This is a genomic window from Phytobacter sp. V69, assembly GCF_965644215.1.
Lineage (GTDB): Bacteria > Pseudomonadota > Gammaproteobacteria > Enterobacterales > Enterobacteriaceae > Phytobacter.
The window spans coordinates 1-14,963 of the sequence record NZ_CBFFRL010000122.1 but is presented as its reverse complement, the minus strand read 5'-3'; the positions used below and the strand labels follow the sequence as shown (position 1 = coordinate 14,963).

At 54.8% G+C, this 14,963-nt stretch carries 12 protein-coding genes and 1 pseudogene; 9 read left to right on the top strand and 4 right to left on the bottom strand.

Annotation, left to right across the window (positions count from 1 at the left end; translation table 11 throughout):
- The first annotated feature begins 43 nt into the window (after positions 1-43).
- The 5 genes from ACSZPU_RS16660 (at position 44) to ACSZPU_RS16640 (ending at position 6,116) form a co-directional block, all read left to right on the top strand.
- Complete coding sequence (locus ACSZPU_RS16660) at positions 44-583, top strand: GNAT family N-acetyltransferase (protein ID WP_499000973.1); 540 nt, start codon at positions 44-46, stop codon at positions 581-583.
- An 80-nt stretch (positions 584-663) separates the two neighbouring features.
- The gene (dusC, locus tag ACSZPU_RS16655; protein WP_499000970.1) at positions 664-1,602 is read left to right on the top strand and encodes a tRNA dihydrouridine(16) synthase DusC; all 939 of its coding nucleotides are present in this window, start codon (positions 664-666) and stop codon (positions 1,600-1,602) included.
- Between the two features lie 152 nt (positions 1,603-1,754).
- A complete protein-coding gene (gene bglG, locus ACSZPU_RS16650) occupies positions 1,755-2,588 on the top strand; it encodes a transcriptional antiterminator BglG (RefSeq protein WP_499000968.1) in 834 nt (277 codons plus the stop codon).
- A gap of 252 nt (positions 2,589-2,840) precedes the next feature.
- Positions 2,841-4,706, top strand: a complete 1,866-nt coding sequence (bglF, locus tag ACSZPU_RS16645; protein ID WP_499000967.1) for a PTS beta-glucoside transporter subunit IIABC — start codon at positions 2,841-2,843, stop codon at positions 4,704-4,706.
- Between the two features lie 15 nt (positions 4,707-4,721).
- Complete coding sequence (locus ACSZPU_RS16640) at positions 4,722-6,116, top strand: glycoside hydrolase family 1 protein (protein WP_499000964.1); 1,395 nt, start codon at positions 4,722-4,724, stop codon at positions 6,114-6,116.
- Between the two features lie 58 nt (positions 6,117-6,174).
- Here ACSZPU_RS16640 and ACSZPU_RS16635 read toward each other — a convergent pair whose 3' ends face one another.
- Complete coding sequence (locus ACSZPU_RS16635; protein ID WP_090085588.1) at positions 6,175-6,258, bottom strand: small membrane protein YohP; 84 nt, start codon at positions 6,256-6,258, stop codon at positions 6,175-6,177.
- A gap of 213 nt (positions 6,259-6,471) precedes the next feature.
- A complete protein-coding gene (locus ACSZPU_RS16630) occupies positions 6,472-7,053 on the bottom strand; it encodes a DedA family protein (RefSeq protein WP_499000962.1) in 582 nt (193 codons plus the stop codon).
- A gap of 179 nt (positions 7,054-7,232) precedes the next feature.
- Between ACSZPU_RS16630 and ACSZPU_RS16625 the strand changes: the two are divergent.
- Both ACSZPU_RS16625 and pbpG read left to right on the top strand, forming a co-directional pair.
- A pseudogene (locus ACSZPU_RS16625) lies at positions 7,233-7,822 on the top strand (Yip1 family protein).
- Positions 7,823-7,993: 171 nt separating this feature from the next.
- Positions 7,994-8,932: a D-alanyl-D-alanine endopeptidase gene (gene pbpG / locus ACSZPU_RS16620; RefSeq protein ID WP_499000960.1), complete on the top strand. Its 939-nt coding sequence runs from the start codon at positions 7,994-7,996 to the stop codon at positions 8,930-8,932.
- Here pbpG and ACSZPU_RS16615 read toward each other — a convergent pair whose 3' ends face one another.
- The gene (locus tag ACSZPU_RS16615) at positions 8,933-9,487 is read right to left on the bottom strand and encodes a GNAT family N-acetyltransferase (RefSeq protein WP_499000958.1); all 555 of its coding nucleotides are present in this window, start codon (positions 9,485-9,487) and stop codon (positions 8,933-8,935) included.
- A gap of 137 nt (positions 9,488-9,624) precedes the next feature.
- Positions 9,625-11,331, bottom strand: a complete 1,707-nt coding sequence (gene dld / locus ACSZPU_RS16610; RefSeq protein ID WP_499000956.1) for a D-lactate dehydrogenase — start codon at positions 11,329-11,331, stop codon at positions 9,625-9,627.
- Between the two features lie 174 nt (positions 11,332-11,505).
- Between dld and bglX the strand changes: the two genes are divergently transcribed.
- A complete protein-coding gene (bglX, locus tag ACSZPU_RS16605) occupies positions 11,506-13,803 on the top strand; it encodes a beta-glucosidase BglX (RefSeq protein WP_499000976.1) in 2,298 nt (765 codons plus the stop codon).
- 174 nt (positions 13,804-13,977) lie between these two features.
- On the top strand, positions 13,978-14,963 hold a 986-nt coding region (osmF, locus tag ACSZPU_RS16600), incomplete at its 3' end, for a glycine betaine ABC transporter substrate-binding protein OsmF (RefSeq protein ID WP_499000955.1).

Sequence of the window (14,963 nt, the reverse complement as noted above, 5' to 3'; positions counted from 1 at the left end):
AGTCATGATAATAGGGCCTTCTGATTAGAAGGCCCTATTATCAATGATTTTTATCCTCGTGACGACACTATCTAACGCAATGCAGCAAATATACGCATGGCATGTGGTGAATGGCAGCGCCTCTTTTGAAACCACCGCACCTGGCAGCGATGAAATGCTGGCCCGTTTGCATAAGACGCGTAGCGCGGGCTTACCCTGGTTTGTCGTGCTGGAAGAGGGCGTAGTGAAAGGCTATTGCTACCTTTCGCACTATCGTACGCGTTATGCCTACCGCTTCACGCTGGAAGATTCTATCTATATCGATGAGCAGTTCCGCCAGCGCGGCGCGGGCAAAGCGCTGCTGGCGAAAGTGATTGAATGGGCGCAAAGCCACGGCTATCGCCAACTGGTCGCCGTTGTCGGTAACAGTGAAAACGTGGGTTCACTGCGCCTGCATCAACAGGCCGGTTTCGCCATGACCGGTACACTGAACAATGTGGGCTTTAAGCATGGCCGCTGGCTGGATATTGTCATAATGCAGCGCACGTTGGGCGAGGGGAGTTCGACCCTTCCGGTGGCGGATGTTTACCCTCGCTCGGCCTGAGGTATATGGTAGTTTGAAACGCACTTTCCTCCCTGTGTCAGAGGCGTTACTATGGCGCCTCATTTTTTCAGGGGCAATGTATGCGTGTATTACTGGCGCCGATGGAAGGTGTGCTCGATTCGCTGGTGCGCGAGCTGCTGACCGAGGTTAACGACTACGATCACTGTATCACCGAGTTTGTGCGCGTGGTCGACCAGCTGTTGCCTGCGAAATCCTTCTACCGCATTTGCCCTGAACTGCAACATCAAAGCCGTACCCCTTCCGGCACCCTGGTTCGCGTACAACTGCTGGGGCAATACCCCGAGTGGCTGGCGGAAAACGCCGCGCGCGCTGTGGCACTGGGTTCCTGGGGTGTCGATCTCAACTGCGGCTGTCCATCGAAGCTGGTCAATGGCAGCGGCGGCGGGGCAACGCTACTTAAAGACCCGGAGCTGATTTATCGCGGGGCGAAAGCCATGCGCGAAGCCGTGCCTGCGGATCTGCCGGTCACTGTAAAAGTGCGTTTGGGCTGGGACAGCGGCGCGCGGCAGTTTGAAATTGCCGATGCCGTTCAGCAGGCCGGGGCCTCGGAACTGGTGGTTCACGGCCGCACTAAAGAAGACGGCTATAAAGCCGAGCGGATCAACTGGCAGGCCATCGGTGAGATTCGCCGTCGGCTTACCATTCCGGTTGTGGCGAACGGTGAGATTTGGGACTGGCAAAGCGCGCAGGATTGCATCGCAGCGACCGGCTGCGATGCGGTGATGATCGGTCGCGGCGCGCTGAACGTACCCAACCTTAGCCGGGTGGTCAAACACAACGCGCCGCGTATGCCGTGGCCCGAGGTCGTCGCGCTGTTGCAAAAATACACGCGGCTGGAAAAGCAGGGCGATACCGGGATGTACCACGTAGCACGCATCAAACAGTGGCTGGGCTATCTGCGCAAAGAGTATGTCGACGCGATTGCACTGTTCGAACAAATCCGCACCCTTAAGAGCTCGCCGGACATTGCGCGAGCGATTCAGGCGTTAAACGATTAAACTCTGCGATCATAATCACGTTTTTGCGTGGCATTGATTGAGTGAATGAAGCAACCTGATAGAGTTTCTCGCGGATTGTTACTGCATATGCAGGCTAAACCTGATGTTCTGGCATTTGCCGGGAGTCAGGTTTTTTTGTTTCTGGGGTTCGGATGAAAATCGCCAAAATACTTAATAATAATGTGGTGGTCGTGCTGGATGAACAACAACGCGAACAGGTCGTAATGGGCCGGGGGCTCGCGTTCCAGAAACGTACCGGCGATGAGCTGGATGACAGCAAAATCGAGAAAATTTTTGCCCTGCAAAGCGACGAACTGGTGCGGCGCTTAAGCGAACTGCTCAATCAGATCCCGCTGGATGTGATGACGGCCTGCGATCGGATTATCGATCTGGCGCGCAGTCGGCTGGGGAAGTTACAGGACAGTCTCTACATTACCCTGACAGACCACTGTTTTTTTGCCATTGAACGGCTCAAATCAGGTCAGGTGATTCGCAACGTTCTGCTGTGGGAAACCCGCCGTCTTTACCCGAAAGAGTTTCAGATTGGCCAGGAGGCGCGGGCGATAATCGCCAAACGACTGGGTGTGGAATTGCCGGAAGATGAAGCCGGTTTCATCGCGCTACACCTGGTCACCGCGCAGCTGAATAGTGATATGCCGGACGTTATGCATATCACCAAAGTGATGCAGGAGATCCTGCATATCGTGAAGTACCAGCTGAAACTCGAATATAACGAAGAGTCACTCAGCTACCACCGGTTCGTCACGCACCTGAAATTTTTCTCGCAGCGGATGTTAACCCGCACGGTGGTCGAAGATGATGATGTGTCTTTGCACCAGGCGGTAAAAGAGAACTATGCCAGCGCCTGGCGCTGTGCGGAAAAGGTGGCTCGCCATCTGGAACAAAACTATCAACGGAACCTGACCACAGAAGAGATCATGTTCCTGGCGATACATATTGAGCGTGTACGAAAAGACAAGCGCTAAAAAGAGCAAAGAATTACACAACATTATTCGCGTTGCAGGAAGGCGGCGACGCAGGGAATCTCCAGAGCTTACTCAAGTAAGTGACTGGGGTGAGTGAGGATGCCAACGCACCTGCAGCGTGAAGAATGAAGTGTAAAACAGGATTGTTACTGCATCTCGCAGGCAAAACCTGAGCCCAGCCCGCGAGGTGCTGGACTCGGGTTTTTTTTTATCTCAGTCACAGCCTTCGGGCATAAGAAGTAAGGAAAAAGCATGGAATATCAAGCGTTGGTGAAAGATATTCTCAGCCACGTCGGGGGCAAGGAGAACATTGGCAGCCTGGTGCACTGCGCCACCCGGTTACGCTTTAAGCTCAAAGATAACAAGAAAGCCGATGCCGAAGGGCTGAAAACCAACCCGGGCATCATCATGGTGGTGGAAAGCGGTGGCCAGTTTCAGGTGGTGGTCGGTAACCACGTCCATGATGTCTGGCAGGCGGTGCGCAACGAGGCAGGACTGACGGATGACACGCCGGCCGCAGAGCAAGCCCAGGGTGAGAAAATCTCGCTGGCTGGACGCCTGATCGACATCGTTTCCGGCATTTTCACGCCATTTATCGGCATTATGGCGGCATCCGGGATCCTGAAAGGGCTACTGGCGCTTGCCGTGGTGTGTGGCTGGCTGAGCACCAACAGCGGAACCTATCAAATCTGGTTTGCCGCCAGTGACGCGCTGTTCTTCTTCTTCCCGCTGATTCTCGGTTACACCGCCGGGAAGAAATTTGGCGGTAATGCCTTTGTGACCCTGGCGATTGGTGGCGCATTGACGCACCCGCTGATGATCAAAGCATTTGAAGCAAGCCAGGTGCCGGGAGCGGTAAGCGAAACGTTCCTCGGGATCCCGATTACCTTTATCAACTACAGTGGTTCGGTTATTCCGATCATTCTTGCCGCCTGGGTCAGCTGCTGGATTGAAAAACAGTGCAATAAGCTCCTTCATTCGGCGGTGAAGAACTTCTTTAGTCCACTGATCTGTATTGCGATTACGGTGCCGTTGACCTTCCTGGTGATTGGTCCGCTGGCGACCTTGCTGAGCCAGGGGCTGGCGCACGGCTATCAGGCTATCTATGTCTTTGCGCCATGGCTGGCGGGTGCGGCGCTGGGCGCGATGTGGCAGGTGTGCGTGATTTTCGGCCTGCACTGGGGGCTGGTGCCGTTGATGATCAACAACCTGACCGTGTTTGGTCAGGACACCATGCTGCCTATTTTGCTGCCTGCGGTTCTGGGGCAGGTGGGGGCGGTACTGGGGATTTTCCTGCGTACCCGTGACCCGCGTCAGAAAATGCTGGCCGGTTCGGCGGCCACGGCGGGTATCTTCGGTATCACTGAACCGGCGGTCTATGGCCTGACGCTGCCGCTGCGCCGTCCGTTTATTTTTGGCTGTGTTGCCGGATCTGTCGGCGGAGCGATTGTTGGCTTTAGCGATAGCCACGTCTACTCGTTTGGTTTTGCCAATGTCTTTACGCTGGCACAGATGATCCCTCCGGGCGGCGTGGATGCGACGCTGTGGGGCGGCATTCTGGGTACGGTGATTTCGCCGGTGTTGGCGTGCATTCTGACCGTTGTTGCCGGTATGCCAAAAACGGCAGCGGTGGCGGTAGCAAAACCCATCGCCGTTGCGCCGAGCGATAACGACGTCCTGTCACCGATGACCGGTACCGTTCTGGCTCTGGAGCAGGTGCCGGATAGCACCTTTGCCGCCGGGTTGCTCGGCCAGGGCGCGGCGATTATCCCGTCGGATAACAAAGTGATTGCGCCCTTTGCCGGTGAAGTCGCCTCGCTGTTCCAGACGAAACACGCCATCGGTTTATTAAGCGACAGCGGTATTGAAGTCCTGATCCACGTGGGGATCGATACCGTTAAGCTTGATGGCAAACCCTTTACCGCCCACGTTAGCGTTGGCGATAAAGTACAGCCTGGCGATTTACTGCTGGAGTTCGATCGCGATGCGATCCTCTCGGCTGGATACGATCTGGCAACGCCCATTATCATCAGCAACAGTGACGACTATAGTGCTGTGACGACCGTCGCATCGACATCGGTGGAATCCGGTATGCCGCTGCTGGCCGTCAATCGTTAATCAAAGGAGATATCAATGAAAGCATTCCCGAATGACTTCTTATGGGGCGGCGCTATCGCTGCAAACCAGGTAGAAGGCGCGTATCTGGAAGACGGCAAAGGCCTTTCCACCTCTGACGTACAACCAAAAGGCGTGTTCGGCGACGTGGTGGAACGTGTGGCGGGCGACAGTGGCCTGAAAGATGTCGCTATCGATTTCTATCACCGCTACCCGGAAGATATCTCATTGTTCGCAGAGATGGGCTTTAGCTGCCTGCGTGTATCCATCGCCTGGACGCGTATCTACCCTAACGGCGATGAAACCACGCCGAACGAAGCGGGCCTGGCGTTTTACGACAAGCTGTTCGACGAAATGCTGAGCAAAGGCATGACGCCGCTGGTGACGCTTTCCCACTACGAAATGCCGTGGGGGCTGGTGAAAGGCTACGGCGGTTGGGGAAGACGTCAGACCATTGGTTTCTTTGAGCGCTATGCTCGCACGGTGTTTGACCGTTACAAAAACAAAGTGAAGCTGTGGCTGACCTTCAATGAAATCAACATGTCGCTGCATGCGCCTATGACGGGTGTCGGCCTACAGGAAGGCAGCAGCAAGGCGGAGATCTTCCAGGCTATTCACCATCAACTGGTGGCAAGCGCGCTGGCGGTGAAAGCCTGCCATGAGATTATCCCGGATGCCAAAATCGGCAACATGATCCTCGGTGGTCTGATGTATCCGCTGAGCTGCAAACCGGGCGATGTGCTGGAAACGCTGCAGCAAAACCGCACCTGGCAGTTCTTCGGTGACGTACAGTGCCGTGGCGAGTACCCAGGCTATATGCTGCGTTTCTTCCATGAAAACGGCATTGCGCTCAACATCACCGACGCGGATCGCGACGCGCTGAAAACCACCATTGATTTCATTTCGTTCAGCTACTACATGACCGGTTGCGTCACCACCGATGAAGAGCTGAACGAGAAAGCGCGCGGTAACATTCTCAGCATGGTGCCAAACCCGCACCTCGCAAGCTCAGAGTGGGGCTGGCAGATTGACCCGGTTGGCCTGCGCACGCTGCTGAACGTAATGTGGGATCGCTGGCAGAAACCGCTGTTCATTGTGGAAAACGGTCTGGGCGCGAAAGACAAGCGTGAGGCGGATGGCAGCGTCAATGACGATTACCGCATCAGTTATCTCAACGACCATCTGGTGCAGGTGGGCGAGGCCATTGACGATGGTGTGGAGGTCATGGGCTACACCAGTTGGGGGCCTATCGATCTGGTGAGCGCCTCGAAAGCGGAAATCTCCAAGCGCTACGGGTTTATCTACGTTGACCGTGATGACGAAGGTAAGGGTACGCTGGCGCGTAGTCGCAAGAAAAGCTTCTGGTGGTATAAAGAGGTGATCGGCAGCAACGGTGCATCGCTTAAGCGATAAGCTGTAGCCGCTGTTCGCAATAACCCCCTCACCTAAATGAAGGTGAGGGGCGTTTTTTTTAGAAAATCATCTTAAACACGCCGGTGACCACCAACAGCCCAATCAGAAAGATAATCAAAATAACCCACAGCAATACCTTCAACATTTCTTCTCTCCCTTGATGGTTTTACTCACCGCAAAGTGTAGCAACCGTCCACAAATATGCCTTTTTTCTATACTTAAGGGTTGGCTGCATGACATGAGGGGCGAGGGGGACGCTACTGATTCTGCCGTCGTAATAGCGATGAATAGTTACAACATACTTGTGTTTTAACGGACGCTGGCGAACCCGCAGGTTAACGCCAGTTGCGCATGGCTACTCGGACGGTGGCGTGCGGCGTTTCTGTTGCCGGTGCCGCAGCCACCAGCGCACGGAGAAAACCACCACCACGGCCAGCACCAGCCAGATAAGCTTCTTAATATGGTGATCAAACTGATGCAGCCACGGCCCGATCACTTCCCCACCCACATAGCCTAGCGTCGTGAAAATTAACGCCCAGACGATGGCACCGAAAATATTCAGCGGCAGGAAGATTTTGGGGGGCAGATGGCTGGCGCCAATGAGCAGTGGCCCGATAATACGAAAGCCGTACATAAAACGCGTGCCGATCACAAACAGCCAGGGGCGGCGATTGATCATGCGCTGTGCCTGGTTAATTTTGTCCTGATGGCGGGTAAAGCGTTGCAGAATTTTCATGCCGTATCGACGCCCCAGAAGATACAGCAACTGGTCGCCGATCATGCCGCCCAGTGCAACGGATATCACCACCAGTGGGAATTTAAGTAGCCCCTGGTGTGCGGCAACGCCACCCAGCAGGGTAATGGTTTCCCCTTCAGCGATACTGCCAACAACCAGCGCGGCATAGCCGTACTGGCTGATAAGATGATTCATATCCATAGGCCCAACAATTCTCCCGTTAAACCCCATAAGCATACACCCTATGAATTGAATGCGCAGACAACTGCGGTTTCGTTGTCCGGATTGGCGCTGCGTATTTTTTGAGCTGCACGCAAAATAACCATCAGGATGACGTATACTTAGGGTGTCTGTATTCGGGCATTCAGCAAGGGGGCCTTATGAACCATGTCTGGGGACTTTTTTCCCATCCCGATCGTGAAATGCAGGTCATCAAGGGCGAAAACGAAACGGTTTCGCATCACTACACCCACCATGTACTGGTCATGGCGGCCATTCCCGTTATCTGTGCCTTTATCGGCACCACACAAATAGGTTGGAATTTTGGCGAAGAGAGCGTGGTCCAGTTGAACTGGTTTACCGCGTTTTATCTGGCCGTCATTTTCTATGCCATTATGCTGGCCGGCGTGGCGGTGATGGGCCGGGTGATTTGGTGGATGGCGAGGAGCTACCCGCAGCGTCCGTCTCTGGCGCGCTGTATGGTCTTTGCCGGGTATGTCGCAACACCGCTATTTTTGAGCGGCATTGTGGCGCTCTATCCACTGGTCTGGCTGTGCGCGCTGGTGGGTACCGTAGCGCTTTTCTATACCGGCTATCTGCTCTACGTAGGAATACCGACCTTCCTGAATATCGACCGAGAGGAAGGGTTAAGTTTCTCCAGCTCGACGCTGGCAATTGGGGTGCTGGTGCTTGAAGTACTGCTGGCGCTTACGGTCTCATTCTTTGGGGCTACGGCTACCGTCTGTTCTAATCCCATTGCGTTGCTGGTTGAAGTGCCAGCAACGCAACCTTCTGCAATGAATCTTCTATGGCGACAAGCGGGCGTGGCGGCTATTATGCGAAAGCCAGCTTCTGTTATTCATTTCCCAGACAGATGCGGTGTGCGTAATAACGTGCATGAATAATCATCAGAAGTCACACCATGCTGAAAATCCGAGTTTCTTTATTAAGCCTCGCGCTTATGTTTGCCGTGCCTGTCGCACCGCAGGCGCTGGCAAAAACCGCTGCGGCAACCGCGTCCGCGCAGCCTGAAATCGCGTCCGGTAGCGCGATGATTGTCGATTTACAAACCAACCAGGTTATCTATTCCAGCCACCCGGATCTGGTGCGTCCTATTGCGTCTATCACCAAGCTGATGACCGCGATGGTGGTGCTGGATGCCCATCTGCCGCTGGATGAAAAACTGAAAGTGGATATCAGCCATACGCCGGAAATGAAAGGGATCTATTCCCGCGTGCGCCTGAACAGTGAAATCAGCCGTAAAGATATGCTGCTGCTGGCGCTGATGTCCTCAGAAAACCGCGCGGCAGCGAGCCTTGCGCACCATTATCCTGGCGGCTATGACGCGTTTATCCGTGCGATGAATGCGAAAGCGCAGGCGTTGGGCATGACCCATACCCGTTATGTTGAGCCAACCGGTTTATCTACCAGTAATGTCTCGACGGCAGGTGATTTGATTAAACTGCTGGTAGCGACGAAGCAATATCCGCTGCTGGGCCAGTTGAGCACCACGCGTGAAGACATGGCGACATTCAGCAATCCGGGGTATACGCTGCCGTTCCGCAATACCAACCATCTGGTGTATCGCGATAACTGGAATATTCAACTGACCAAAACCGGGTTTACCAATGCGGCCGGTCACTGTCTGGTGATGCGTACCGTCATTAATAACAAGCCGGTTGCGCTGGTGGTTATGGATGCGTTCGGTAAGTTCACGCACTTTGCGGATGCCAGCCGTTTACGCACCTGGATTGAAACCGGTAAAGCACAGCCTGTTCCAGCCTCTGCGTTAAGCTATAAGCGCCAGAAAGCGGCACAGATGGCGCAGAACCACGGTGAACAGACCGCGCAAAACGACTAATTATTCCGGCAGCGTCCAGTCACCATCGTTGAGTGGACGCTGCATGATAACCGTATCCCGCCAGTCACCTTTCTTGTAGCCCACACTGCGTAACTGTCCGACAACTTCGAAACCGTGCTTTTTATGCAGGCGCATGGATCCGGAATTGTTTTGTCCGTCGCCGATCACCGCGAGCATCTGCCGCCACGGGCCTTCTTCACAGCGCGCAATCAGCGCATCCATCAACATACTGCCAATGCCGCGACCGGTCATGCTGGCATCAACATAAATAGATTCTTCAAGGGTGTAACGGTAGGCCTGACGCGGGCGATAAGGGCTTGCGTAGCAGTAACCCACCACGATGCCGTGATAGAGCGCAACCATCCAGGGAAGTCCGTCACTGGCGATTTTGTTCATGCGCTGGCGCATTTCGTCAATAGTGGGGGGCACTTCTTCGAAAGAGGCACGGCCATGCAGGACATGCCAGGCATAGAGGGACGAAATGGCGTGAACGTCGTCAAGGCTGGCATCGCGCACAATTAACGCATTTTCCGACAGGACATCAACAGCAGACATGATGGAGGTGCTCCTCACTATAACAGGCCAGAGAAACGTTTCTCTGGCCTGATACTTTAGTACGAATAAAGAGCACAATACAGCCCTGCTTAAGAATATTCCTAAGTTAGCCAGTGATGATTCGCTACCGGAATAGCCTACAACCAGTTTTTTCTCTTACTTGTTTTGCCAATACCAGGGTTCATGCTGTTAGTTGGATCATTTTCCAGGTAAAAGCGTTTTAAATGATCATCTGCGTCATATAAATGTCCGACGTTATGTTCGGCAGGATACTGCGCACCGCGCTGGCGTAATAAGTCCAGCATCTGTTCTTTAACTGCATGAATATCCACGCCTTTCTTGACGATGTAATCCTGATGGAAAACGTGACAGAAGAAGTGACCGTAGTAGAGCTTGTAGCTCAGCTGGTCGTCGATTTCCGGCGGTAAATGTTCAAACCAGTCGTTATCATTGCGGCGCAGGGCAATATCCAGCGCCAGAATGTCTTCTACCTCGTCTGCATGCACCGCCTGATAGCGAATCGCGGCTCCCGCTGCGGCGAACCGATGCAGAAAGGCTTTATTCCCTTCCTCAGTGGTACAGGCGAAGAACCCGCCCTCCGCCGTTTCAAAGTACTCCGCCAGCCACCGTTGCGCCTCGGCGATACCGTCGCCCGACATTTTCAGCAGCAGATGGTGTTCATACTTATCCCGCCAGCTTTTCATCCGCGGTGGCAGGTGAGAGGGGAAAAGGTGCCCCAGTTTTTGCATCGCCCGGTCGGTAAAGTGCGGTTTAAACACCGAGGCTTTGGCCAGCAGGGCGTCGGTACGGCCTTTCAGCGTAAAAAAGAACGGCATTTTGTCGGTGCCGAGCTTGTCGATCATCAGGAAGGTGTCTTTGCCGTAGCGTTCGGCGATATCGTAAATATCGCGGTGCATATATTCACCCGCCACCGGCAAATGGGTGAAGTCGCTCAGGATATGACGGCGAATCGCGCTCAGCACCTCCGGCTGGTTGGTGCCGATGTAAAACACCTGCTGACGAGAAGGGGCGACAAAGGTGTCCAGACGCACCGCAAAGACCGCCAGTTTCCCGGCGCAGCCTGAGGATTCAAACAGACGGTCCGGATCGGCGTTGTAACGGGCCGGTGTATCTGCCTCGACATCGCGCACGCGGCTGACATAATCCAGGTCGTGGCCGTGACGCCCGTCGTGGCGTACATCGGAATCGGTCACCCGTTCGTCATCAAGCTTACTTAAGATTTGCTCCGGCGTGCTGCCGAGCTCAATGCCTAAGTGATTGACCAACAGGAGCTTGCCGGTTTCGTCAATGCGCGCATACAGCGACATTTCGGTGTATGCCGGGCCGCGCTGCACCAGCGCACCGCCGGAATTGTTGCAAATCCCGCCAATCACCGATGCCCCGATACAGGATGAGCCGATAACCGAATGCGGCTCGCGGCCAAACGGTTTGAGCGCTTTTTCCAGCGCATAAAGGGTGGTGCCCGGGTAGGCCAGCACCTGCTCGCCGTTGTCGATCAGATGCAGTTTATCCAGCCGCAGGGTGCTGATGATAATAATGTCGCGGTCATAGTCATTGCCGTTCGGCGTTGAGCCTTCGGTCAGCCCGGTGTTGGCCGCCTGCATCAGGATGATCTTGTCGGCGCTGACGCAGGCGTTGAGCACGCGCCATAATTCGAGCAGCGTACCGGGAAAGACGACGGCGAGTGCATCGCCCTGGCCGGAACGGAACCCCTTACGGTAGCGTGCGGTTTTGGCCGGGTCGGTCAGGACATGCGAAGCGCCAACGAGGCGTTCGAGGTCGCGGGTAAACGCGATGTGGTGCTGGGAAGCTGTAGAAGACATTTTCCTCTCCCTGGTGGTGAAACTGCGTTCTCGCTTTAAAGCATAGTGTCTGAAAGTGAGGAATTCTCAGAAAAATCAGAGAATAACTCTGCAAGCCAGTCTACGATTATGGCACACTGCGTTTTTTTCATGGTCAGGCCCGTGAGCGGCTGTATAAACGAGAGAGTGAACGACATGAAATGGCTATGTTCGGTAGGTGTCGCCGTGAGCCTTGCGCTGCAACCGGTGATGGCAGAAGAGATGTTTGGTAACCATCCTCTGACGCCGCAAGCAAGGGATGCGTTTGTCACTGAATTACTAAAAAAAATGACGGTCGATGAAAAAATTGGTCAGTTGCGACTGATAAGCGTCGGACCGGACAATCCGAAAGAAGCTATCCGTGACATGATTGCGAAAAACCAGGTCGGGGCCATCTTTAATACCGTCACCCGCCCGGATATCCGCGCTATGCAGGATCAGGTGATGCAGCTCAGCCGCCTGAAAATCCCACTGTTCTTTGCCTACGACGTGCTTCACGGTCAGCGTACCGTCTTCCCGATTAGCCTGGGTCTGGCGTCCAGCTTTAACCTTGATGCGGTGAAAACCGTCGGTCGCATTTCTGCGTATGAAGCAGCAGATGACGGCCTGAACATGACCTGGGCACCGATGGTCGACGTTTCCCGAGATCCGCGCTGGGGCCGTGGCTCTGAAGGCTTTGGTGAAGACACCTACCTGACCACCGAAATGGGCCGCGCGATGGTCAAATCCATGCAGGGCAAAAGCCCGGCAGACCGTTATTCGGTGATGACCAGCGTTAAGCACTTTGCTGCCTATGGCGCAGTGGAAGGGGGCAAAGAGTACAACACGGTTGATATGAGCCCACAGCGCCTGTTCAACGACTATATGCCGCCGTACAAAGCCGGGCTGGACGCGGGCAGCGGTGCGGTGATGGTGGCGCTGAACTCCCTTAACGGTACGCCAGCAACATCTGACTCCTGGCTGCTTAAAGATGTTCTGCGCGACGAATGGGGCTTTAAAGGCATTACCGTTTCTGACCATGGCGCTATCAAAGAGCTGATCAAACACGGTGTCGCCGCTGACCCGGAAGATGCCGTGCGCGTGGCGCTGAAAGCCGGTATCAACATGAGCATGAGCGACGAGTACTACAGCAAGTACCTGCCGGGGCTTATCAAATCCGGCAAGGTCACCATGGAAGAACTCGACGATGCGACCCGTCACGTGCTCAACGTGAAATATGACATGGGGCTGTTCAACGATCCGTACAGCCATCTGGGGCCGAAAGATTCCGACCCGAAAGACACCAACGCGGAAAGCCGTCTACACCGTAAAGAAGCCCGTGAAGTGGCGCGCGAAAGTCTGGTGCTGCTGAAAAACCGTCTCGAGACGTTGCCGCTGAAAAAAGATGCGACCATCGCGGTGGTCGGCGCGCTGGCGGACAGTAAGCGTGACATGATGGGCAGCTGGTCTGCCGCCGGTGTGGCGGGGCAGTCCGTGACCGTGCTGACCGGTATTCGCAACGCGGTCGGCCCGAAAGGCACCATCCTGTATGCCCGTGGTTCTAACATCACCGACGATAAAGGCATTGTCGACTTCCTGAACCTGTATGAGCCTGCCGTCGTGCAGGACAAACGTAGCCCGCAGGAGATGATCGACGAAGCCGTGACCGCCGCGAAGAAATCTGATGTGGTGGTGGCGGTCGTTGGTGAAGCGCAGGGGATGGCGCATGAGGCCTCCAGCCGTACGGACCTGACTATCCCGCAAAGCCAGCGTGACCTGATTGCCGCGCTGAAAGCGACCGGCAAACCGCTGGTGCTGGTGCTGATGAACGGGCGTCCGCTGGCGCTGGTGAAAGAAGATCAGCAGGCCGATGTGATTCTGGAAACCTGGTTCGCCGGGACCGAAGGCGGTAACGCCATTGCCGACGTGCTGTTTGGTGATTACAACCCGTCCGGTAAGCTGCCGATGTCCTTCCCGCGCTCTGTCGGGCAGATCCCGGTCTATTACAGCCATCTGAACACCGGGCGTCCTTACAATGCCGATAAACCGAACAAGTACACCTCGCGCTACTTCGATGAGGCCAATGGTCCGCTCTATCCGTTCGGTTACGGCCTCAGCTACACCACGTTTAGCGTTTCCGATGTGAAAATGTCGGCCCCGACGATGACCCGCGACGGTAAAGTCACCGCCAGCGTCGATGTTACCAACACCGGCAAACGCGACGGGGCGACGGTCATTCAGATGTACCTGCAGGATGTGACGGCTTCCATGAGCCGCCCGGTAGAGCAGCTGCGTGGCTTCGAAAAAGTGGATCTCAAAGCCGGTGAAACCAAAACGGTCAGCTTCCCGATTGATGTCGAGGCGCTTAAATTCTGGAATCAGCGTATGAAATATGACGCTGAGCCGGGAAAATTCAATGTCTTTATCGGCGTGGATTCCGCCCGCGTTAAACAGGGTGAATTCACCCTGAAATAACCGCCCAAAGGCCGCTTCTTAGCGGCCTTTCTTCTTTAAATTCTTCGAGTTATAACTGCTTCGTCTAACCAGTAACATCAAAATCTGAATGACTGATGTATTCCAGCTCGATTCTCAACTACGCTTTTTGCACAGCCAGAATTCCGGGCACCACAAAAACAATGAGGAACGAGCATGAAATTACTTTCGCAATGGAGCGCTGCAGGGTTATTGATGCTGGCCGCAGGGGCACAGGCGGCTGAGCCGGTTAAAGTCGGCTCCAAGATTGATACCGAAGGCGCGCTGCTGGGCAATATCATTTTGCAGGTCCTGGAAAGCCATGGCGTGAAAACCGTCAACAAAGTCCAACTGGGCACCACCCCGGTGGTGCGCGGGGCCATCACCTCTGGCGAGCTGGATATCTACCCGGAATACACCGGCAACGGGGCGTTTTTCTTTAAAGAAGAGAACGACCCGGCGTGGAAGAATGCGCAGCAGGGCTATGACAAAGTTAAAAAGCTCGATGCGGAGAAAAACAAACTGGTCTGGTTGACGCCTGCACCAGCCAATAACACCTGGACCATTGCAGTCCGTCAGGATGTGGCAGAGAAGAACAAGCTGGTCTCCCTTGAGGATCTGAGCCGCTATTTGAAAGCGGGCGGGACCTTTAAACTGGCGGCCTCGGCGGAGTTTATCGAACGTACCGACGCGCTGCCAGCCTTCGAAAAAGCCTATGATTTCAAACTCAACCAGCAGCAGTTACTGTCGCTGGCCGGTGGCGATACTGCGGTAACCATCAAAGCGGCTGCCCAGCAAACATCCGGCGTGAATGCGGCAATGGCCTACGGGACCGATGGCCCGGTCGCGGCGCTGGGGCTGCAAACCCTGACCGATCCGAAAGGCGTGCAGCCGATCTATGCGCCCGCGCCGGTTGTGCGTGAAGCGGTGCTGAAAGCCTACCCACAGCTTGATGAGTGGCTGAAACCGGTATTCGCCAGCCTGGATGAAAAAACGCTGCAAAAACTGAATGCCAGTATTGCGGTGGAGGGGCTGGACGCCAAAAAAGTGGCGGCTGATTACCTGAAAGGAAAGGGACTGGGCGGATTGACCCTGTACACGATTCTGTGTAAATGCCTTTTCTCAGAAGTGACCGTCCAGGCGGTCACCGAACTCGATAATAA

Excerpts from the sequence above, each read along its gene's own strand:
- ACSZPU_RS16660 (WP_499000973.1), top strand. The coding sequence starts at position 44 with ATGATTTTTATCCTCGTGACGACACTATCTAACGCAATGCAGCAAATA.
- dusC (WP_499000970.1), top strand. The coding sequence starts at position 664 with ATGCGTGTATTACTGGCGCCGATGGAAGGTGTGCTCGATTCGCTGGTG.
- bglG (WP_499000968.1), top strand. The coding sequence starts at position 1,755 with ATGAAAATCGCCAAAATACTTAATAATAATGTGGTGGTCGTGCTGGAT.
- bglF (WP_499000967.1), top strand. The coding sequence starts at position 2,841 with ATGGAATATCAAGCGTTGGTGAAAGATATTCTCAGCCACGTCGGGGGC.
- ACSZPU_RS16640 (WP_499000964.1), top strand. The coding sequence starts at position 4,722 with ATGAAAGCATTCCCGAATGACTTCTTATGGGGCGGCGCTATCGCTGCA.
- ACSZPU_RS16630 (WP_499000962.1), bottom strand. The coding sequence starts at position 7,053 with ATGGATATGAATCATCTTATCAGCCAGTACGGCTATGCCGCGCTGGTT.
- pbpG (WP_499000960.1), top strand. The coding sequence starts at position 7,994 with ATGCTGAAAATCCGAGTTTCTTTATTAAGCCTCGCGCTTATGTTTGCC.
- ACSZPU_RS16615 (WP_499000958.1), bottom strand. The coding sequence starts at position 9,487 with ATGTCTGCTGTTGATGTCCTGTCGGAAAATGCGTTAATTGTGCGCGAT.
- dld (WP_499000956.1), bottom strand. The coding sequence starts at position 11,331 with ATGTCTTCTACAGCTTCCCAGCACCACATCGCGTTTACCCGCGACCTC.
- bglX (WP_499000976.1), top strand. The coding sequence starts at position 11,506 with ATGAAATGGCTATGTTCGGTAGGTGTCGCCGTGAGCCTTGCGCTGCAA.